The organism is Stenotrophomonas sp. G4 (genome assembly GCF_003428825.1).
Taxonomy (GTDB): domain Bacteria; phylum Pseudomonadota; class Gammaproteobacteria; order Xanthomonadales; family Xanthomonadaceae; genus Stenotrophomonas; species Stenotrophomonas indicatrix.
On sequence record NZ_CP031741.1, the window covers coordinates 1,226,549 to 1,244,865 of the forward strand.

Annotated in this window: 21 protein-coding genes; 8 read left to right on the forward strand and 13 right to left on the reverse strand. The window is 66.8% G+C overall.

The genetic code is table 11. The features are described 5' to 3' along the window. Positions 1–2: 2 nt before the first annotated feature. Genes D0Y85_RS05715 through D0Y85_RS05725 form a run of 3 tightly spaced genes read right to left on the reverse strand, consistent with a single transcriptional unit; the run spans position 3 to position 1,285 of the window. On the reverse strand, positions 3–182 hold the full coding sequence (locus D0Y85_RS05715) for a DUF4177 domain-containing protein (RefSeq protein WP_025873867.1): 180 nt from the start codon (positions 180–182) through the stop codon (positions 3–5). After that, positions 179–358: a hypothetical protein gene (locus tag D0Y85_RS05720; RefSeq protein WP_005412615.1), complete on the reverse strand. Its 180-nt coding sequence runs from the start codon at positions 356–358 to the stop codon at positions 179–181. Before D0Y85_RS05720 ends, D0Y85_RS05715 begins: the two co-directional genes overlap by 4 nt. Before the next feature lie 45 nt (positions 359–403). Then, positions 404–1,285: an SPFH domain-containing protein gene (locus tag D0Y85_RS05725; protein WP_025873866.1), complete on the reverse strand. Its 882-nt coding sequence runs from the start codon at positions 1,283–1,285 to the stop codon at positions 404–406. Positions 1,286–1,431: 146 nt separating this feature from the next. Here D0Y85_RS05725 and purT point away from each other — a divergent pair, with 146 nt between their 5' ends. Continuing rightward, positions 1,432–2,619, forward strand: a complete 1,188-nt coding sequence (gene purT, locus D0Y85_RS05730) for a formate-dependent phosphoribosylglycinamide formyltransferase (RefSeq protein WP_117309798.1) — start codon at positions 1,432–1,434, stop codon at positions 2,617–2,619. Between the two features lie 89 nt (positions 2,620–2,708). On the opposite strand, the gene D0Y85_RS05735 is transcribed toward purT, so the two are convergent. Together D0Y85_RS05735 and D0Y85_RS05740 are read right to left on the reverse strand one after the other, a co-directional pair. Further along, positions 2,709–3,914 (reverse strand): endonuclease/exonuclease/phosphatase family protein, encoded by a 1,206-nt coding sequence (locus D0Y85_RS05735; RefSeq protein WP_117309799.1) that lies wholly within the window; start codon positions 3,912–3,914, stop codon positions 2,709–2,711. Between the two features lie 38 nt (positions 3,915–3,952). Next, complete coding sequence (locus D0Y85_RS05740; RefSeq protein ID WP_032975961.1) at positions 3,953–4,708, reverse strand: arginyltransferase; 756 nt, start codon at positions 4,706–4,708, stop codon at positions 3,953–3,955. 156 nt (positions 4,709–4,864) lie between these two features. Between D0Y85_RS05740 and D0Y85_RS05745 the strand changes: the two genes are divergently transcribed. Further along, a complete protein-coding gene (locus tag D0Y85_RS05745) occupies positions 4,865–5,428 on the forward strand; it encodes an EF-hand domain-containing protein (RefSeq protein WP_117309800.1) in 564 nt (187 codons plus the stop codon). A 51-nt stretch (positions 5,429–5,479) separates the two neighbouring features. On the opposite strand, the gene D0Y85_RS05750 is transcribed toward D0Y85_RS05745, so the two are convergent. The 4 genes from D0Y85_RS05750 to D0Y85_RS05765 all read right to left on the reverse strand — a co-directional run bounded on the left by D0Y85_RS05750 (position 5,480) and on the right by D0Y85_RS05765 (position 9,186). Further along, on the reverse strand, positions 5,480–6,691 hold the full coding sequence (locus tag D0Y85_RS05750; protein WP_205420756.1) for an RNA polymerase sigma factor: 1,212 nt from the start codon (positions 6,689–6,691) through the stop codon (positions 5,480–5,482). A gap of 153 nt (positions 6,692–6,844) precedes the next feature. Next, positions 6,845–7,354: a pathogenicity-like protein gene (locus D0Y85_RS05755; RefSeq protein ID WP_117309802.1), complete on the reverse strand. Its 510-nt coding sequence runs from the start codon at positions 7,352–7,354 to the stop codon at positions 6,845–6,847. 3 nt (positions 7,355–7,357) lie between these two features. Beyond that, a complete protein-coding gene (gene tesB, locus D0Y85_RS05760) occupies positions 7,358–8,257 on the reverse strand; it encodes an acyl-CoA thioesterase II (protein WP_032951563.1) in 900 nt (299 codons plus the stop codon). 152 nt (positions 8,258–8,409) lie between these two features. Further along, complete coding sequence (locus tag D0Y85_RS05765) at positions 8,410–9,186, reverse strand: enoyl-CoA hydratase/isomerase family protein (protein ID WP_059063463.1); 777 nt, start codon at positions 9,184–9,186, stop codon at positions 8,410–8,412. 35 nt (positions 9,187–9,221) lie between these two features. On the opposite strand from D0Y85_RS05765, the gene D0Y85_RS05770 reads away from it, so the two are divergent. Continuing rightward, positions 9,222–9,671 carry a copper chaperone PCu(A)C gene (locus D0Y85_RS05770; RefSeq protein WP_117309803.1) on the forward strand — a complete coding sequence of 150 codons (450 nt, stop codon included), beginning with the start codon at positions 9,222–9,224 and terminating at the stop codon, positions 9,669–9,671. Between the two features lie 107 nt (positions 9,672–9,778). On the opposite strand, the gene D0Y85_RS05775 is transcribed toward D0Y85_RS05770, so the two are convergent. The 3 genes from D0Y85_RS05775 to uvrA form a co-directional block, all read right to left on the reverse strand. Next, positions 9,779–10,504, reverse strand: a complete 726-nt coding sequence (locus D0Y85_RS05775) for an enolase (RefSeq protein WP_117309804.1) — start codon at positions 10,502–10,504, stop codon at positions 9,779–9,781. Positions 10,505–10,586: 82 nt separating this feature from the next. Further along, positions 10,587–10,994: a thioesterase family protein gene (locus tag D0Y85_RS05780; RefSeq protein WP_117309805.1), complete on the reverse strand. Its 408-nt coding sequence runs from the start codon at positions 10,992–10,994 to the stop codon at positions 10,587–10,589. Further along, a complete protein-coding gene (gene uvrA / locus D0Y85_RS05785; protein WP_117309806.1) occupies positions 10,994–13,990 on the reverse strand; it encodes an excinuclease ABC subunit UvrA in 2,997 nt (998 codons plus the stop codon). The genes D0Y85_RS05780 and uvrA overlap by 1 nt, the downstream gene beginning before the upstream one ends. A gap of 319 nt (positions 13,991–14,309) precedes the next feature. Between uvrA and rplU the strand changes: the two genes are divergently transcribed. From rplU to obgE, 4 genes are read left to right on the forward strand one after another with little or no spacing between them, the layout of a single operon-like run. Beyond that, positions 14,310–14,627 (forward strand): 50S ribosomal protein L21, encoded by a 318-nt coding sequence (gene rplU / locus D0Y85_RS05790; RefSeq protein WP_093817644.1) that lies wholly within the window; start codon positions 14,310–14,312, stop codon positions 14,625–14,627. Positions 14,628–14,638: 11 nt separating this feature from the next. Beyond that, a complete protein-coding gene (rpmA, locus tag D0Y85_RS05795; protein ID WP_049467623.1) occupies positions 14,639–14,902 on the forward strand; it encodes a 50S ribosomal protein L27 in 264 nt (87 codons plus the stop codon). 59 nt (positions 14,903–14,961) lie between these two features. After that, a complete protein-coding gene (locus D0Y85_RS20525; RefSeq protein ID WP_157804331.1) occupies positions 14,962–15,099 on the forward strand; it encodes a hypothetical protein in 138 nt (45 codons plus the stop codon). Then, complete coding sequence (gene obgE, locus D0Y85_RS05800) at positions 15,096–16,151, forward strand: GTPase ObgE (protein ID WP_032975970.1); 1,056 nt, start codon at positions 15,096–15,098, stop codon at positions 16,149–16,151. Before D0Y85_RS20525 ends, obgE begins: the two co-directional genes overlap by 4 nt. Positions 16,152–16,314: 163 nt before the next feature. On the opposite strand, the gene rpsT is transcribed toward obgE, so the two are convergent. Then, complete coding sequence (gene rpsT / locus D0Y85_RS05805) at positions 16,315–16,584, reverse strand: 30S ribosomal protein S20 (protein ID WP_025873851.1); 270 nt, start codon at positions 16,582–16,584, stop codon at positions 16,315–16,317. Positions 16,585–16,700: 116 nt separating this feature from the next. On the opposite strand from rpsT, the gene murJ reads away from it, so the two are divergent. Beyond that, positions 16,701–18,305: a murein biosynthesis integral membrane protein MurJ gene (gene murJ, locus D0Y85_RS05810; protein WP_117309807.1), complete on the forward strand. Its 1,605-nt coding sequence runs from the start codon at positions 16,701–16,703 to the stop codon at positions 18,303–18,305. The last annotated feature ends 12 nt before the right edge of the window (positions 18,306–18,317 follow it).

Genomic DNA, 18,317 nt, shown 5'->3' on the forward strand with positions numbered 1-18,317 from the left:
GGTCACAGCTCCTTCTTGAAGACCAGCAGGGCCGGGCGCATCGGCGCCGGGACGATGATGTTGACCAGTTCCCAGCCCAGCTGGCCCTGGCGGCTGAGTTCGGCCTGGATGTCATCAGCCTTCTGCAGGCCCATCATGGATGTCTTGACTTCGACGGTCAGGTAGCTCCAGCGCTTGCTCATTCCTTGTCCTCCGGCGATGGCTTGGGTTTCGGCAGGCGGCCTGCCTTGCGCAGTGCGTCGCGCAGTACGTATTCGATCTGCGCGTTGAGGCTGCGCAGTTCATCGTCCGCCCAGCGCTGTGCGGCCGCCAGGACCTCGGCGTTGATGCGCAGCGGATAGGCTTTTTTCTCGCTCATGCAGACTCCTGGCGGGGCGGTGGGGCGCCCCGTTGCGAGGGTGGCTCAGTACAGCGAGCCGGTGTTGACGACCGGCTGCGTGCCGCGGTCCGAGCACAGCACGGTCAACAGGTTGCTGACCATGTGCGCCTTGCGCTCCTCGTCCAGCTGCACCACGCCGTTTTTCTGCAGCTCGGCCAGCGCCATCTCGACCATGCCGACCGCACCGGCGACGATGCGCGTGCGTGCGGCGATGACCGCATTGGCCTGCTGCCGCTGCAGCATCGCCTGGGCGATTTCAGCGGCGTAGGCGAGGTGGCTGATGCGCGCATCGATCACCTGCACGCCGGCATCGGCCAGGCGCTCGGCCAGTTCGTTCTTCAGGTGCTGGGAGATCTCGCTGGCATGGCTGCGCAGCGCCAGCTGGCCGTCCTCGTGCTGGTCATAGGGGTAGCTGGTGGCCATCGCGCGCAGCGCCGATTCGGACTGGATGTGCACGAAGCTCTCGTAGTCGTCCACGTTGTAGACCGCTTCGGAGGCATCGACCACCTGCCAGACGATCACCGCAGCGATCTCGATCGGGCTGCCGTCCAGCTCGTTGACCTTCAGCTTGCCGCTCTCGAAATTGCGCACGCGCTGGCTCACGCGGCGCTTGCTGAAGAAGGGATTGTTCCAGCGCAGGCCGTTGTCCTTGACGGTGCCGACGTACTTGCCGAACAGGCTGACCACCGCCGCCTGGTTGGGCTGCACGGTGTACAGACCGGCCAGCGCGACCAGCGCCAGCGCAGCGATCAGCAGGCCGGCCAGGATCAGCAGCACGTTGGGCGAGCCGGTGCTGGCCTTCGCCGCGACCCCGGCCACGAACAGGGCGCCGCCGGCGAGGGCTACGACCAGGGACCCGGCGAGCGCGCCCAGGCCGTTGAGGGAGGACAGCGACTTCTCTTTCATGGCGGTACGTCCTTGAGGGTTCGAATTGAAGATATCAAAGTGATATCACATTCGGGCTGCCGTTCGTCGGCTCGTGCATGCCCAGGCGCTGCGGCTGGACCGGCTAGAATGCCCACCCGCCTTCACATCGCTGCTGGAACCCCGCCATGGCCAAGCTTGGAACCCCGTTGTCCCCCTCCGCCACCCGTGTGCTGCTGCTGGGCTCGGGCGAACTTGGCAAGGAAGTGGCCATCGAACTGCAGCGACTGGGCGTGGAAGTGATCGCTGCCGACCGTTACGCCGATGCCCCGGCCATGCAGGTGGCACATCGTTCGCATGTGATCGACATGCTGGACGCGATGGCCCTGCGCCAGTTGATCGCCCAGGAGCAGCCGCACCTGGTGGTGCCCGAGATCGAGGCGATCCATACCGAGACCCTGGTGCAGCTGGAACAGGAACAGGGCCTGCGGGTGATCCCGACCGCGCGTGCTGCGCGCCTGACCATGGACCGTGAGGGCATACGCCGCCTGGCCGCCGAGACGCTGGGCCTGCCGACCTCGCCGTACCGCTTTGTCGACACCGAGGCCGAGTACCGCGCCGCCGTGGCGGCAATCGGCCTGCCGTGCGTGGTCAAGCCGGTGATGTCGTCCTCGGGCAAGGGCCAGAGCACGCTGCGCAGCGAGGCGGACATCGCCCCGGCATGGGAATACGCGCAGACCGGTGGCCGTGCCGGCGCCGGCCGCTGCATCGTCGAGGGTTTCATCGACTTCGATTACGAGATCACCCTGCTGACCGTACGCCACGCCGGCGGCACGTCGTTCTGCACGCCGATCGGCCACCTGCAGAAGGAGGGCGACTATCGCGAAAGCTGGCAGCCGCAACCGATGTCGGACAAGGCGCTGGCGCGTGCCGAGGAGATCTCGCGCGCGATCACCGATGACCTCGGTGGCTGGGGGCTGTTCGGCGTCGAACTGTTCGTGAAGGGCGACGAGGTGTGGTTCAGCGAAGTATCGCCGCGCCCGCACGACACCGGCCTGGTGACGCTGGTGTCGCAGGAGCTGAGCGAGTTCGCGCTGCATGCACGGGCCATCCTCGGCCTGCCGATCCCGGTGATCCGCCAGAGTGGCCCTTCGGCATCGTGTGCGCTGCTGGCACACGGCGAGGGCGTGCCGTACTTCAACAACGTCGCCGCTGCATTGCAGGTGCCGGACACCGCCGTGCGCCTGTTCGGCAAACCCAGCGTGCATGGCCATCGTCGCGTGGGCGTGACCCTGGCGCGCGCGGAATCGATCGACGAAGCACGCGCCATCGCGCGTGACGCCGCCGAAGCGATCGGCGTCGAGCTGCGCTCGTAAAACGGTAGTGCCGGGCCATGCCCGGCGGCTTCCCATAGGGCGCGCGACGCGGCCGGAAAAGCCGCCGGGCATGGCCCGGCGCTACCGGTTTATTTCACATCCACCCATACCAGGTGGTGGTCGCTGCCATCGGCGATCTTCGCTTCGGCACTCTCATTGGCCGGCCAGAACACGCCGCTGCCGAGGTACTCGAAACCGACCGAGGGCAGCACGTAGTCCAGGCGCATGGTGCCGGACTTCGGGCCGAAATCGCCGGTGGCATGGAACGGTGCGCCCTTGCGGGTGATGCCCTTGGCCGCATAGGCCAGGCTGGTCTGCTCGGCGCCGATGCTGCGCGGGGTGGGGTAGCGCAGCACGCGGGCGTTCTCGATCAGTTCGACGATCGCCTCGTGGCGGCCATCGCCATCGACCGGATCATTGTTGAGGTCGCCAAGGATGACAAAACGCGCATCCTGGGCCAGGCCGCCGCACTGGCCCTTGTCGTCGCACAGCCACGGCTTGTCACCCTTGGACAGGTATTCCTGCCACAGGCGCAGTTCGTCATGGTTGCGCGCGGCGTTGCGCTTCTCCGGGCCGTCGAACACCGGCGGCGTCGGGTGCGAGACCAGCGCGTGGACCACGCCGGCCGGGGTCTTCACCGGTACATCCCAGTGCGACTTCGACGACAGCCGCAGCTGTGACCAGACGGTGTCGTTGTAGAAGCTCTTGCTGGTGCGCGGATCGACCGGGCGGATCGCGCCGGGCATCGCACTCCACTTCAGCAGCTGGAAGCTGCGCACCTTGGCTTCGTCGATCGGGTAGCGCGACAGCACCAGCATGCCGTACTGGCCCGGGTGCAGGCCGTAGCCCCAGGCGTCGTTGCCGCGACCGCGGCCTTCGCCGCCGACCACGCCGTTGTTGTCCAAGTCCAGGCCACTGGGCACGCCGGTGTTCACCGGCGCCAGGTAGCGGTAGGCGAAGTGCAGCGGCTTGCCGCCACCGGGCTGGGCCACTTCCAGGTAGCGCTTCTGGAACAGGTCGGCGGCACGATGGGCGTCATCGAAGTCGAACTCGTTCAGCAGCACCAGGTCAGGGCGCGCCTGCTGCAGTACCGCGGCGATCTTGCGCGCATGTTCGCTGTCGCCTTCCAGCTCGGCGATCAGGCCGCCGGCTTCGTCCGAATACAGCGAGGTGTTGTAGGTGGCCAGGCGCAGCGCTGCAGACGGTTTTTCGGTCATCGCGGGGGACGTGGCGAAGGCGGGAGCGGCGGCACCACAGAGCAGGGCCAGGCCGAGAATCAGGGGTTTGGCGTTCATGGGCCCTATTGTGCACCTGGCCCGGTGTCAGTGGTTTGTCAGCGTCCGTCCAGTTCGTCATCGAAATCATGCCAGCGGCGGCCATCGTAGGCCTCCAGCGGGCGGTAACGCCGCTTGTAGTCCATCTTCTGGTGCTCGCGTATCCAGTACCCGAGGTACAGGTGGGGCAGGCCCTCGCGGCGGGCCCACTCCAGCTGCTGCAGGATCGCGAACGTGCCCAGCCCGCGCGCGGCATGGGCGGGGTCGAAGAAGGTATAGACCGCCGACAGGCCGTGCTCGGTCACATCGGTCACCGCCACGCCCAGCAGCTGGCTGGGCTGCCCGTCGTGGCCGGGCAGGCGCATTTCCATGAAGCGCGTGTGCGACCAGCTGCCGATCAGGAACTGTTCGAATTCATGCGGGCCGTGGTCGTCCATGCCGCCCTTGGCATGACGATGCACCAGGTAGCGGTGGTACAGCTCGAACAGATCCTCGCGTGGCATGGCCGCGGTGATGCGCACTTCCAGATCGGCATTGCGGGCGGCGCAGCGGCGCTGGCTGCGATCCGGGGCGAAGCGGGCCACCGGAATGCGCACGGCGACGCAGGCGTGGCAGTTCGCACAATGCGGGCGATAGACCAGATCACCGCTGCGTCGGAAGCCCCAGCTCAGGGCCAGCGGGTACAGCCCGCCGAGGCGACGGTCCTGCGGGTCCAGCACCAGGTCGCGTGCAACCCGGTCCGGCCAGTACCCGCAGGGGTGCTCGCCGGTCTGGAACAGTCGCAGTTCGTCGTCTCTGTCGCCGTGTCTCGCCATGGGCACAGCATAGCTCCAGCCTGTCGCAATGGCGGCGACTGTCCGCCGGATGAATGGAATGGGCGGCTGCGTCAACCGAGGTCGTGGTCAGGCGTTGTTGTCCTCCGAGGGTGAGGTGTTCACCCCGATGCCAATCCCATTCCCAGGAGTGACCCCATGATCCGTACCCCCCTGCTGCTGGCCCTGCTGCTCGGCACCTCCGCGACCGGCATTGCCTTGGCTGCCGACACCCCGGCTGCACCGGCGCAGCGTTCGGCCAAGCTGGATGCCAATGGCGACGGCGTCATCGACCGCAGCGAAGCGGCGGCCAACCCGCGCCTGGCCGCAACGTTCGACGAGCTGGACAAGAACAAGGACGGCAAGCTCTCGCGTGATGAGCTGCCGCGCTGGAAGCATGGCCGCCACGGTGGTCGCGGCGGCGAGCGCTGGGCCAAGCTGGACACGAACAAGGATGGCCGCATCAGCCGTGACGAAGCCAAGGCCGATCCGCGCCTGGCCGAGCGTTTCGACCAGCTCGACCTCAACAAGGATGGCTACCTGGACAAGGCCGACCGCGAGCTGCGCATGAAGCAGCATCGTGACGCCTGGTTCGCCGCGGCCGACACCAACAAGGATGGCCAGCTGAGCAAGGCCGAGTTCGACACCGCCAAGGGCCCGATGCACGGTGGCCCGCGACACGGCGGCCCGCGTGACGGCGCCGCGCCGAAGCAGCAGCGCTGATTTTCAATGCAGTGATCGACGACAACGCCGGCGCACTGCCGGCGTTGTCCGTTACAGGCGGCCGCTCTGCGTCATCGTGTAGGCCAGGGCACCGATGACCATCAGGTTCACCGCCATCATGCCGGTCAGGCCGTACATGGATTCGTACTTCCAGTTGATCCCGTGACGCCCACGCCGGGCTGCATCACGTGCGAGCAGCGGCGCCATGATTCGCCGCAGCGTCACCAGGCACTGGTAGTTGACCACCACCAGGCCCAGTGCCAGCACCAGCAGCTGCGCCCACATCGGCGCCTGCAGCAGCACGGTGAACAGGATGGCCAGGCACCAGCCCAGGCTGGTGCCGGTGCTGAGGTTGACGAAGCGGCGGACCTGGACCTGCTCGGCACCGGTCTGTGCGTAGGACAGCAGGAAACGCCCACCGAGATAGCTGCCGAGCGCGCCACCGACGACGCCACCGATGATCGCGGCCCAGCTTGACGCAGGCAGCATCTGCAGCTGGCCCAGCGTGGCTGTCAACGAGCCGAGCGCGGTGCCGCCGGCAGCGCTGGCGCCACCGAGGCCGAGCTTGCTGCCACCCACGCCGACGCCGGTTCCCAGCAGGATCGCCGCGCTGGCGGTGCCGGGCGCGGCGATCATCACCATCGACACCACCGCCGTTGCGAACGCAGCACTGGGCGCGCTGCTGCGTGCGAATTCGCCGAAGCGCTGCAGCAGGCCCTCGCGCACCTGCGCACGGGCACGTGACAGGCGCTTGCGTACCGCCGCGTCGCTCAGCCCGAGCAGGTCGGCGACCTGCTGCGAATGCTGGCCCTCGCGGTAATACAGCAGCAGCACTTCGCGGCTGTCGGCGGGCAGGGCAGAGATGATGTCTTCGGCAGCGATTTCCTCTTCCAGCCGCTGCAGGCGATCGGCCACGCCCGGGGTCGGATCCGCAGCCATGGTCAGCGCCACTTCGGCAGCCTCGCCGCTCAGCGGTCGACCACGTTGTGCGCGCAGCCAGTCGCGGGCGAGGTTGCGGGTGATCTGCCGCAGCCAGGGCAGGAAGCTGCTCGCGCTGCGCAGCTGGTGCAGCTGCTGCCAGCCCTTCACGAACGCTTCCTGGGCGATGTCCTCGCTGGCCTGGCGGTCGCCGGTGATGGCCAGGGCGATGGCGGTGACCGTGTTCTGGCAGGCCAGCACGATGCGGCCATAGGCATGCTGGCAACCGCTGCTGGCGGCCGGCAGTTCGCGTTCCAGGGTTTCGTCGATGCTTGCGGCGAAGATCGTCATGGTGGCGGGCTCCTGCAGGGATTGTGTCCCATGACGGAGGCGCGCGCCGAATGTGACCGGTTCGCGTCCCGGTAGCGCCGGCCTTGCCCGGCGGCGTCTCTGTCAGGCCGCTGCGCTCGCCGGGCATGGCCCGGCGCTACCTGCGCGTTACGTGGACGGCTGGATGCGGACCCGCACTTCCTCTTCTTCCGGCGGTGCCGGTGCGGTCGGCTGTGCTTGCTGCGGCTGAGCCTGCGGGGCGGGCACCGGGGTCGCGGGGGCAGGGGCGCCGCGATGGCGCAGGCCGATCACCAGCGCCACCCCGGCGATCACCACCAGCAGGGCGATGCGGATGCGCCAGGCCCAGCCACGACCGCCGGTACTGCCCTGCACATCATCGCGAAAGGCGAACTCAGCGGTCGGGTGGTCACGGCGGGTGGTGTCGAGCAGGCGCGCCTCGCGCAGGATTTCGCGCGCACGTGGCTGGTCGTCGGCCCGCACGATCCACACTGCCGGGTAGGCACTGGCATTGCCCAGATCGGTATAGCTGAACTGGCCACGCCGACGGGTCTTGTACGAGCGCCCGTTGGTGACCTTCACCTGGATGTCGTGGCTGCGCAGGAGCTCGGCCACGCCTTCCACGGTTTCCACGCGCTGGCTGCTGAAAATCTGACGCATCGGTCAATCCTTGGCCGGCACGGCGGCCGCTGCTGCCTGGTCCGGAACCACGCGGATCAGGCCTTCCTGGGCGGTGCTGGCCACCAGCACGCCATCACGGGTGAAGAACTGGCCACGGGCCAGGCCGCGCGAATCCTGCGCACTGGGGCTGTCCAGCGAGTACAGCAGCCAATCGTCGGCGCGGAACGGGCGGTGGAACCAGATCGCGTGGTCCAGCGAAGCCATCTGCACGTGCGGATGGTAGTAGCTGATGCCGTGCGGGAACGTGGCCGTGCCCAGCAGGTGGAAGTCCGACGCGTAGGCCAGCAGTGCCTGGTGCAGCTCGGGAGCATCGCCCACGCGCTCGCTCAGGCGCAGCCAGACCTGGTGGTAGGGCGGGCGCTTGGGCGGGTTCAGTTCATCGCGGGGATACACATGGCGGAACTCGAACGGACCGCCGCGCGACAGCCAGCGCTGCACCTTGATCGGCAGGCGCTCAAGCACCTCCGCCGGCAACGGCCGGTTCGGTTCGATGTCTTCCGGTTGCGGCACTTCGGGCATCTTGTGCTGGTGCTCGGCACCGGATTCGGCCTGCTGGAACGAGGCCGCGCAGAAGAAGATCACCTTGCCGTGCTGGATGGCGGTCACCCGGCGCACCGAGAAGCTGCCACCGTCGCGGGTGCGGTCGACGTCGTAGACGATCGGATGGTCGATGTTGCCGGCGCGGAGGAAATAGGCATGCAGCGAGTGCACATGGCGACCATTGTCGACCGTGGCCTGGGCGGCCGCCAGGGCCTGGCCCAGCACCTGCCCGCCGAACACGTACTTGGTACCGATGTCGCGGCTCTGGCCGCGGAACAGGTTGTCCTCCAGCCGCTCCAGGGTGAGCAGATCGATCAGCTCGGAGACGACGGGTTCGGGCATGTCGTTCAAGGGGGCGGCCACAGCGATGAAAGAGGGGTCGATTATACCGGTGTAGGCCGGATGCCCCATCTTCGGTAGTGCCGGCCGCTGGCCGGCATCCGCAGGCGTCCCGGAAGGATCGCCAGGCTGCCGGCCAGCGGCCGGCACTACGTTTACTTGCCGAGACGCGCCGCCAGTGCCTGCAGTGCGTTCTGCGCATCCGGGGCGAACCAGGCCTCGACGAAGCGCTCGAGCTGGATCAGGTCCGGATGCAGGGCGTCGTGCAGCTCGGCGCGGGCGATGGCACGGGTCAGCAGCATCGGCTGCCGCGGCTGCTTCAGCAGGTCCTGCAGCCAGGCCACCGCACGGGCCGCCACCAGTTCGCCATCCACCAGTTCGTCGACCAGGCCGATCTGCAGCGCCTGTTCGGCCGGTACCAGCGCGCCGGTGGCCAGCAGCACGCTGGAGCGGTGCGCGCCCACGGCACGGCGCAACAGGCGCTGGATGCCTTCCGGTGCGATCAGGCCGACCTGCACTTCGTTCAGGCCGATGGCATACGGGCGCGCCGGATCGGCACTGCGTGCCATCACCCGGTAGTCGCAGCACAGGGCCAGCACGCAGCCGCCCGCCGGTGCATGGCCGGTGATCGCCGCAACCACCGGGATGCGGCTCTCGGCCAGCGTGCGTACCGCGCCGAAGAACGCGTTCCAGGTGTCCAGCAGCTTGTGCTTGTCATCGCCATGCGAGAGCAGGTGCGGCACGTCCATGCCGCCGGTGAAGATGCGCTCGCTGCCGGACAGCACGATGCCGTGCGCGTCCTCGGCCATCGCCAGTTCGATGGCATGGATCAACTGCCGGCACAGTTCGGTGTCCAGTGCATTGACCGGCGGACGCGCCAGCCGCAGCTCGCGTATGGGGCCATGGTTGATCACCTCGATGAGCGTCGTCATGCTGCGGGTCTCGTTGCGAAGAAGGAACCTGGGCGATGATAACCAAACCATTCGTTGGCGTACTGTTGATGATGTGTGCGGGCGCAGCACCGGCGGCGGCCGCTGTGCCGGAGTGCGTCACCGTCTCGCAGGGCTGGGTACGTCTGCCGCCCAGCCCGACGGCGACGCCCATGACTGCCGGCTATGGCGTGATCCGCAACGGCTGCTCCACCGCGGTAACCATCATCGGTGCGCGCAGTGCGGGTTTCGGTGATGTGTCGTTGCACGAGACCCGGATCGTCGACGGGGTCAGTCGCATGCGTGCTGTCGAGCGCCTGCCATTGGCGCCGGGCGAACGCGCCGTGCTCAAGCCCGGCGGCCTGCACCTGATGTTGATGGACGGCAGGCGCGTATTGGAGGAGGGGCAGCCCGTGTGGCTGCAGGTGCAACTGGAGGGGGGCACCGAAGTCAGCACGGCCCTGATGGTGCGCAAGGTCGCGCCGTAACGCGGCGCTCGTTCCGCCGGGCACGGCCCGGCGCTACCCAGGCATCACTGCCGAATCGACATCGGTAGCGCCGGGCCATGCCCGGCGAGCGCGCAGCGCGGTGGGGCTTACGACCAGTCGTACGAGAACAGCACCGTGCGGCTTTCCGGCTCGTACAGCATCACGATCGCATCGGCACCGGTCGCGCACCAGTTGTAGCCGGCCACTTCGGCCACGGCGAAGAACTTGTGGCCATCGCGGGTGATGATCGCGCGCTCGGCATCGTCCGGAGCATGCCGGTCGTCGGCAGCCTCGGTGAACGCCAGTGCGAAGGCGGCCGGAATCTCTGCGGTTTCGATCCAGTTGCCGGTCGAGATCTGCCCACCCAGCACATCGAGGTACGCCTGCTCGCCGGGCTCGCCGTCGCCATAGCGCGAATAGCTGGCCAGGCGTCCATGCTGCTGGAAGTACGCGCGTGCCTTGCTGTAGCTCCCGCGCATCTCAGCGATGTGCTCCAGCGCGTCCTTGTCCTGCACCTGGTCACCGATGAAGTAGCCCTCATCGCCGAGGAAACGCATGCGGTTGTCGCTGGTCAGTTCAAAGGCGATCCAGTTGGTGCCGGTGAACGCGTTGTGGTGTTCTTCGGTGGTTTCACCGATGCAGCCGTCGTAGGGTTCGATCGGGCACAGCATCGTGGCCACGCTGCCGGCCAGTTCCGGGCGCAGCACGCCGAGGTCGATCTTCAGCAGCGGCAACAGGTGCTGGCCAAGCCAGGCCTGGTCAGCCGGGAATACGTCGGCGGGGAAGGGGACCATGCCGGGCAGCAGGTCGCGCAGTTCGGTCTGGTGGATCATGTCAGTCCTTTGATGTGGAACGGTAGCGCCGGGCCATGCCCGGCGGGCCGGTGCCGACCAAGGTCGGCATCTACCAGATGTGTCAGCTCGACGCGCTGCGGATCGCGTCCGGCAGCGGCGCGCTCCTGCCGGTCTGCGTGTCCATCCAGACCACCACCACGTTGCCGTCCGAATACAGCGTCGACTCGTCCTGCTGGTCGACGATGCGATGGCCGATGGTCACGCTGCTGTTGCCCAGGCGTTCGACGAACAGCTCGACCAGGATGTCGTTGGGCCACACGATCGGCAGCCGGTAGTTGACGTTGGTGGCGGCCACCACCGGTGCGATGCGGTCGGTCATCGACACGCCTTCCACGCCCAGCATCCAGCGCACGCGCGCCTCTTCCAGGTAGGAGATGTACTTGGCGTTGTTGACGTGCCCCATGCTGTCCATGTCACGCCAGCGCACGCTGATCGGAATGCGGGCCAGGATCTTGTGTTCGCTGCTCATCAGGCGTCCTTCTTCTTCTTGGTGCCGGCCGTGGCGGTCTTGCTGGCCTTGCCGGTGCTCTTGGCGGCAGCCGCCTTCTTTGCCGGCTTTTCCGGCTTGACCTTGCGCGGCGGGCGCGCATCGGGCTTGTTGGCCACGGCGGCGGGCTGGTCCGGTCGCGCAGTAGTGGACGGCAGCATCCGGGCGAGGAACTGCCCGGTGTACGAAGCCGGGCATGCGGCCACGTCTTCCGGCGTACCGGTCACCAGGATGGTGCCGCCGCGATGACCGCCTTCCGGACCCAGGTCGACGATCCAGTCCGCGGTCTTGATGACGTCCAGGTTGTGCTCGATCACCACCACCGTGTTGCCCTCGTCGCGCAGCTTGTGCAGCACGCCGAGCAGCGCCTCGATATCGTGGAAGTGCAGGCCGGTGGTCGGCTCGTCGAGGATGTACAGGGTGCGGCCCGTATCGCGGCGCGACAGTTCCTTGGACAGCTTCACGCGCTGCGCTTCACCACCGGACAGCGTGGTCGCGCTCTGCCCCAGCTTGATGTAGCTCAAGCCGACATCGACCAGGGTCTCCAGCTTGCGGGCGATGGACGGTACCGGCTCGAACAGCTTCAACGCATCTTCGACGGTCATTTCCAGCACGTCGTTGATGTTGAAGCCCTTGTACAGGATCTCCAGCGTTTCGCGGTTGTAGCGCTTGCCATGGCAGACGTCGCACGGCACGTACACGTCCGGCAGGAAGTGCATCTCGACCTTGATCAGGCCGTCGCCCTGGCAGGCCTCGCAGCGGCCGCCACGCACGTTGAAGCTGAAACGGCCTGGCGAATAGCCGCGCGCGCGCGCTTCGGGCACCTGTGCGAACAGTTCGCGCAGGGGAGTGAACAGGCCGGTGTAGGTGGCCGGATTCGAACGCGGGGTGCGGCCGATCGGCGACTGGTCGATGTCCACCACCTTGTCGAACAGATCCAGGCCGTCGATCTCCTTGTACGGCGCGATCGGATGCGAGGCGCCGTTGATCTCGTTGGCGGCCAGCGAGAACAGGGTGTCGTTGATCAGGGTCGACTTGCCCGAGCCGGACACGCCGGTCACGCAGGTCAGCAGCCCGGTCGGAATGGCCAGGTCCACGCCCTTGAGGTTGTTGCCGGTGGCGCCACGCAGGTGCAGCGTCATCTTCGGGTTCGGCTTGTGCCGGCGCGCCGGGATCTCGATCGCACGCTTGCCCGACAGGTACTGGCCGGTCAAAGAGCGCGGCGCATCGAGGATGTCCTGCAGGCTGCCCTGGCCGACGATCTCACCGCCGTGTACGCCCGCACCCGGACCGATGTCCAGCACGTAGTCGGCCAGGCGGATCGCATCTTCGTCGTGCTCGACCACGATCACCGTGTTGCCAAGGTCGCGCAGGCGGGTGAGGGTGCCCAGCAGACGCTCGTTGTCGCGCTGGTGCAGGCCGATGGACGGCTCATCGAGCACGTACATCACGCCCACCAGGCCGGCACCGATCTGGCTGGCCAGGCGGATACGCTGCGCCTCGCCACCGGACAGGGTGTCGGCCTTGCGCTCCAGGGTCAGGTAATCCAGGCCTACGTCGACCAGGAAGCCGAGGCGTTCACCGATCTCCTTGACGATCTTCGCGGCGATCTCGCCGCGCCAGCCCGGCAGGCTCAGGGTACTGAAGAACTTCAGCGCTTCGTCGATCGGCAGCACCACCAGTTCCGGCAGCGGGCGGTCGGCCACGAACACGTTGCGCGCGGCCTTGTTCAGGCGTGCGCCATTGCACTCGGGGCAGGCATGCTCGCTGATGTACTTGCCCAGTTCTTCCTGCACCGCCGCCGATTCGGTTTCCTTGTAGCGGCGTTCCAGGTTGGGAATGATGCCTTCGAAGCGATGCTTGCGCTGGGTGCGGCCACCGGCCTCGGTGAAGTAGGTGAAGGTGATCGCGTCCTCGCCGCTGCCGTACAGAACGGCCTGCTGCACCTTGGCCGGCAGCGAGTTCCACGCCGCGTCGACGTCGAACCTGTAGTGCTTGGCCAGCGAGGCGATCAGCTGGAAGTAATAGGCGTTGCGGCGATCCCAGCCACGCACGGCACCGGCCGCCAGCGACAGCTCCGGATGCACGACCACGCGCGAGGGGTCGAAGAACTCGGCCATGCCCAGCCCATCGCAGCCGGGGCAGGCGCCCATCGGTGCGTTGAACGAGAACAGGCGCGGCTCCAGTTCCGGCAGCGAGTAGTCGCAGACCGGGCAGGAATACTTGGACGAGAACAGGGTAGGGGTCGCAGCGGCATCGTCCAGCGACTGCACCGACGCCATGCCATCACCCAGCTTCAGGGCGGTTTCGAAGCTCTCGGCCAGGCGCTGCTTGATGTCTTCGCGCGGGCGGAAGCGATCGATCACCGCTTCGATGGTGTGCTTCTGGCGCAGCGCCAGCGGCGGCACCGCGTCGATTTCGTACAGTTCGCCATCCACGCGTACACGCACGAAGCCCTGTGCGCGCAGCTGGTCGAACACCTGCGCGTGCTCGCCCTTGCGGTCGCGGATCACCGGCGCCAGCAGCATGTAGCGCTGTTCCGGGTCCAGCGTCAGCATATGGTCGACCATCTGGCTGACCGTCTGCGCCTCCAGCGGATAGCCGTGGTCGGGGCAACGCGGCGTGCCGACGCGTGCATACAGCAGGCGCAGGTAGTCGTAGATCTCGGTGATGGTGCCGACCGTCGAGCGCGGGTTGTGCGAGGTCGACTTCTGCTCGATCGAGATCGCCGGCGACAGGCCTTCGATATGGTCCAGGTCCGGCTTTTCCATCACGCTCAGGAACTGCCGCGCGTACGCCGACAGGGACTCGACGTAACGCCGCTGACCCTCGGCATAGATGGTGTCGAACGCCAGCGACGACTTGCCCGAGCCGGACAGGCCGGTGATCACGATCAGTTTGTCGCGGGGCAGGTCGAGGTCGATGTTCTTGAGGTTGTGCGTCCGCGCGCCGCGGATGCGGATGAAATCCATCGCCATGGGGAATCCGGTTGTGGGGGCGTGGCTGGGCCGCCGGGCCAGCGATAGGGCGGCAATCGGTCAGCCTACCGAGGTGACCAGATGGGGGCAATGGGCGACAATGCCAGCCCGGTGTCTCACCCGGTGAGACCGCCTGTCAGGCAGGGGTCAGATCCCTTTTCACCGTGTGAAAAGGGATCTGACCCCGTTCCGGCCCGGCCGCCAGAGCCGTTCAGGGGTTGACTTGACCCGTCCACGGTGGTCCACGTACAATTCCGCTCCTGTCCGCCCTCGACGGCGGCAGTCCATAGACCACAATAACTACAGAGGAAGTCTGGTCATGTACGCAGTACTGGTCACCGGCGGTAAGCAATACCGCGTGGCGCAGGGCGAAAAGCTCCGCATTGAAAAGCTCGAAGCCGACGTCGGCAGCGAGATCAAGTTCGACAACATCCTGCTGCTCGGCGACAGCGATGGCATCAAGATCGGCGACGCCCTGAGCGGCGCTGCGGTCACTGCCACCGTCCTGTCCCAGGGTCGTGCCGACAAGGTCCGGATCATCAAGTTCCGTCGCCGTAAGCACCACATGAAGCGCCAGGGTCACCGTCAGTACTACACCGAAATCGAGATCACCGGCATTGCCGGTGGCAGCAAGTAAGGAGATAGGTCATGGCACATAAAAAAGGCGTAGGCTCTTCGCGCAACGGTCGCGACTCCAACCCGAAGTACCTCGGCGTCAAGATCTTCGGCGGCCAGGCCATCGAAGCAGGCAACATCATCGTGCGTCAGCGCGGCACCCAGTTCCACCCGGGTACCGGCGTCGGCCTCGGCCGTGACCACACCCTGTTCGCCCTGACGGACGGCAAGGTGGAGTTCTCGGTGAAGGGCCCGAAGAAGCGTCGCACCGTCAGCGTCGTCTCGGTCGAAGCCTGATAAGGCTGCGTCCGGCGCCCATGCCTCGGCATGGCCGTGCTGGATGAAGAGCTCGCTGCATGAAGAGCCCCGCTTCGGCGGGGCTTTTCGTTGGAATCAATGGTAAAACGGGCATCGCCCGGTTGTCGGCCAGCGGCCGGCACTACATCAAGGTGGCGGCGTGCATGCCGCGCCCATCGCAGGCATCGAAACAATGAAACTGGTAGACGAAGCAGAAATCGAAGTGTTCGCCGGCAACGGCGGCAACGGCTGCATTGGCTTCCGTCGCGAGAAGTTCATTCCGCTCGGCGGCCCGGACGGCGGCGACGGCGGTGCGGGCGGCAGCGTGTGGATCCGCGCCGACGAAAATCTCAACACCCTGGTCGACTTCCGCCATGACCGCATCTTCAAGGCGCAGCGCGGCGAGAACGGCATGGGCCGCCAGGCCTATGGCAAGGGTGGCGAAGACCTGGTCATCACCGTGCCGGTCGGTACCGTCATCATCAACGTGGCCACCGATGAAATCATCGGCGACCTGACCCAGCATGGTGACCGCCTGCTGGTGGCCAAGGGCGGCCGCGGCGGCCTGGGCAACATGCATTTCAAGAGCTCCACCAACCGCTCGCCGCGCCAGGCGCTGCCGGGTGAGCCGGGTGAGGAGCGCACGCTTAAGCTGGAGTTGAAGCTGCTGGCCGATGTCGGCCTGCTGGGCTTCCCCAACGCCGGCAAGAGCACCCTGATCCGCGCCGTCTCTGCGGCAACGCCGAAGGTGGCCGATTACCCGTTCACCACGCTGTACCCGAACCTGGGTGTGGTGAAGGTGGAGAACTACCGCAGCTTCGTGATCGCCGATATCCCGGGCCTGATCGAAGGTGCCGCCGACGGTGCGGGCCTGGGGGCGCAGTTCCTGCGCCACCTGCAGCGCACCCGCCTGCTGCTGCACCTCGTCGACATCTCGCCGATGGAAGGTGGTGTGGAAGGTGTGTCGCCGGTTGAGCAGGTGCGTGCCATCGAGCGCGAACTGGAAAAGCACGATCCTGAGCTGCTGGCCAAGCCGCGCTGGCTGGTGCTGAACAAGGCCGACCTGATGTTCGAGGACGAGGCCAAGGCTGCTGCCGAGAAGATCGTCGCCGAGCTGGGCTGGAAGGAGCCGTGGTTCCTGGTGTCGGCACTGGGTCGCGAGGGCACCTTCCCGATCATGAGCCGGATCATGGCGTTCTTCGATCGCCAGAAGGAAGACGAGCTCGAGGCGGCGCGCAACGCGCAGTAATGCCGTTGTGGTTCCCGCGAAAAACCCGGCTTCGGCCGGGTTTTTTTGTACATGGCTAGTGCCGGCCGGCGGCGGGCACTGCCGGATTGCAGGCAACAAAAAAACCCGGCCGAGGCCGGGCTTTTGCGTGCTGCCGGAGCCGGGGCTCCAGCAACCAACCGGATCAGGCGGCCTGGAGGGCCTTGATGCGGTCGTTCAGGCGGCTCTTGTGGCGAGCAGCCTTGTTCTTGTGGATCAGGCCACGCGCGCTGAAACGATCCAGGATCGGCTGGGCAACGGCGAAGGCGGCTTGGGCGCCGGCGGCATCGTTGGCGTCCAGCGCCTTGATCACTTTCTTGACAGCGGTGCGCAGCATCGAGCGCTGAGCCACGTTGCGCGCGTTGCGCACGACGGTCTGCTTGGCGCGCTTCTTGGCGGACTTGATATTGGCCACGGTGGTGGTTTCCTGAAAAATCGGTGTTATGGGAACAGCAAGCTAGCTAGTATGATGGCGTAAGAAATGTACGTCAAGTCGATTGTCAAGAGGGACGTTGAGTGAGTTCACCCAAGATGTTGCGGGGCCTGCTGTCGTTCAGCAGCATGACCATGGTCTCGCGGGTTCTCGGCCTGGTCCGGGACCAGGTGGTGACCTCGACCTTCGGCACCAACGCCATCACCGATGCTTTCTGGGTCGCCTTCAGGATACCCAATTTCCTGCGCCGGCTGTTCGCCGAGGGTTCCTTTGCCACCGCATTCGTGCCGGTGTTCACCGAGGTGAAGGAAACCCGCAGCCACGCCGAGCTGCGTGAACTGATGGCCCGCACCGCCGGCACCCTGGGCGGGGTGCTGATGCTGGTCACCGCGCTGGCGCTGATCTTCGCCCCGCAGCTGGCCTCGGTCTTCTCCAGTGGCGTGGACACCGACCCGGCCAAGCAGGGCCTGCTGATAGACCTGTTCCGCCTGACCTTCCCGTTCCTGCTGTTCGTCTCGCTGACCGCCCTGGCCGGCGGTGCGCTGAACAGTTTCCAGCGCTTCGCGATGCCGGCGCTGACCCCGGTCATCCTCAACCTGTGCATGATCGCCGGCGCACTGTGGCTGGCGCCGCGGCTGGGTGGCACCCCGGAAAAGCAGATCCTCGCCCTGGGCTGGGCGGTGCTGGCCGCGGGCCTGCTGCAGCTGCTGTTCCAGCTGCCTTCGTTGAAGGGCATCGACCTGCTGACCCTGCCGCGCTGGGGCTGGAACCATCCGGGCGTGCGCAAGGTGATGACGCTGATGGTGCCGACCCTGTTCGGCTCGTCGGTGGCGCAGATCAACCTGCTGCTGGACACCGTCATCGCCGCCAAGCTGACCGACGGTTCGCAGTCCTGGCTGTCGCTGGCCGATCGCTTCCTGGAACTGCCGCTGGGCGTGTTCGGCGTGGCCCTGGGCACGGTGATCCTGCCGGCGCTGGCCCGGCACCACGTCAGCACCGACCGCGAAGGCTTCTCGCGCTCGCTGGACTGGGGCCTGCGCATGACCCTGCTGATCTCGGTGCCGGCCATGCTGGGCCTGCTGCTGCTGGCCGAACCGCTGATCTCCACGATCTTCCAGCACGGCCAGTTCACCGCCTTCGACACCCGCATGACGGCGCTGTCGGTGTACGGCCTGAGCTTCGGCCTGCCGGCGTTCGCGCTGCTGAAGGTGGTGCTGCCGGCGTTCTACGCGCGCCAGGACACCAGGACGCCGGTGCGCGCCGGCGTCGCTGCGTTGGTGGCCAACATGGTGTTCAACTTCGCCCTGCTGGCGGTGCTGTACCAGGTGATGGTGCCCGACGAGCTGAAGGCGCAGGGGGTGATGGCGGCGCTGGGCAAGCAGCCCGGCCTGCACCTGGCGCTGGGCATTGCCAGCGCGTTGTCCAGTTACCTGAACCTGGGGCTGCTCTGGTACTGGCTGGGCAAGACCGATGTCTACCAGCGGCGCCCGGGCTGGGGCGGCTACCTGCTGCGCCTGCTGCTGGCGTGCACGGCAATGGTCGGCATGCTGCTGGCCCTGCTGTACTGGCTGCCGGGCTTCTCGTCGATGGGCGTGTGGGAACGGATCGGCGCGCTCGGCCTGCTGGTCGGCGGTGGCGGGCTGACCTATCTGCTTGCGATGGTGGCGATGGGCTTCCGTCCGCGCGACCTGCGTGGGCATTGATCGTGGCTCCCG

What these genes read in the sequence shown, in the direction of transcription:
- D0Y85_RS05715 (WP_025873867.1), bottom strand. Translation starts at nt 182, where the DNA reads ATGAGCAAGCGCTGGAGCTACCTGACCGTCGAAGTCAAGACATCCATG.
- D0Y85_RS20525 (WP_157804331.1), top strand. Translation starts at nt 14,962, where the DNA reads ATGAAGAGCCCCGCTTCGGCGGGGCTTTTCGTTGGAATCAATGGTAAA.
- rpmA (WP_049467623.1), top strand. Translation starts at nt 14,639, where the DNA reads ATGGCACATAAAAAAGGCGTAGGCTCTTCGCGCAACGGTCGCGACTCC.
- D0Y85_RS05780 (WP_117309805.1), bottom strand. Translation starts at nt 10,994, where the DNA reads ATGAGCAGCGAACACAAGATCCTGGCCCGCATTCCGATCAGCGTGCGC.
- D0Y85_RS05775 (WP_117309804.1), bottom strand. Translation starts at nt 10,504, where the DNA reads ATGATCCACCAGACCGAACTGCGCGACCTGCTGCCCGGCATGGTCCCC.
- D0Y85_RS05765 (WP_059063463.1), bottom strand. Translation starts at nt 9,186, where the DNA reads ATGACGACGCTCATCGAGGTGATCAACCATGGCCCCATACGCGAGCTG.
- D0Y85_RS05720 (WP_005412615.1), bottom strand. Translation starts at nt 358, where the DNA reads ATGAGCGAGAAAAAAGCCTATCCGCTGCGCATCAACGCCGAGGTCCTG.
- D0Y85_RS05770 (WP_117309803.1), top strand. Translation starts at nt 9,222, where the DNA reads ATGATAACCAAACCATTCGTTGGCGTACTGTTGATGATGTGTGCGGGC.
- tesB (WP_032951563.1), bottom strand. Translation starts at nt 8,257, where the DNA reads ATGCCCGAACCCGTCGTCTCCGAGCTGATCGATCTGCTCACCCTGGAG.
- rplU (WP_093817644.1), top strand. Translation starts at nt 14,310, where the DNA reads ATGTACGCAGTACTGGTCACCGGCGGTAAGCAATACCGCGTGGCGCAG.
- murJ (WP_117309807.1), top strand. Translation starts at nt 16,701, where the DNA reads ATGTTGCGGGGCCTGCTGTCGTTCAGCAGCATGACCATGGTCTCGCGG.
- D0Y85_RS05725 (WP_025873866.1), bottom strand. Translation starts at nt 1,285, where the DNA reads ATGAAAGAGAAGTCGCTGTCCTCCCTCAACGGCCTGGGCGCGCTCGCC.
- D0Y85_RS05740 (WP_032975961.1), bottom strand. Translation starts at nt 4,708, where the DNA reads ATGGCGAGACACGGCGACAGAGACGACGAACTGCGACTGTTCCAGACC.
- purT (WP_117309798.1), top strand. Translation starts at nt 1,432, where the DNA reads ATGGCCAAGCTTGGAACCCCGTTGTCCCCCTCCGCCACCCGTGTGCTG.
- D0Y85_RS05755 (WP_117309802.1), bottom strand. Translation starts at nt 7,354, where the DNA reads ATGCGTCAGATTTTCAGCAGCCAGCGCGTGGAAACCGTGGAAGGCGTG.
- obgE (WP_032975970.1), top strand. Translation starts at nt 15,096, where the DNA reads ATGAAACTGGTAGACGAAGCAGAAATCGAAGTGTTCGCCGGCAACGGC.
- D0Y85_RS05735 (WP_117309799.1), bottom strand. Translation starts at nt 3,914, where the DNA reads ATGAACGCCAAACCCCTGATTCTCGGCCTGGCCCTGCTCTGTGGTGCC.
- D0Y85_RS05745 (WP_117309800.1), top strand. Translation starts at nt 4,865, where the DNA reads ATGATCCGTACCCCCCTGCTGCTGGCCCTGCTGCTCGGCACCTCCGCG.
- uvrA (WP_117309806.1), bottom strand. Translation starts at nt 13,990, where the DNA reads ATGGCGATGGATTTCATCCGCATCCGCGGCGCGCGGACGCACAACCTC.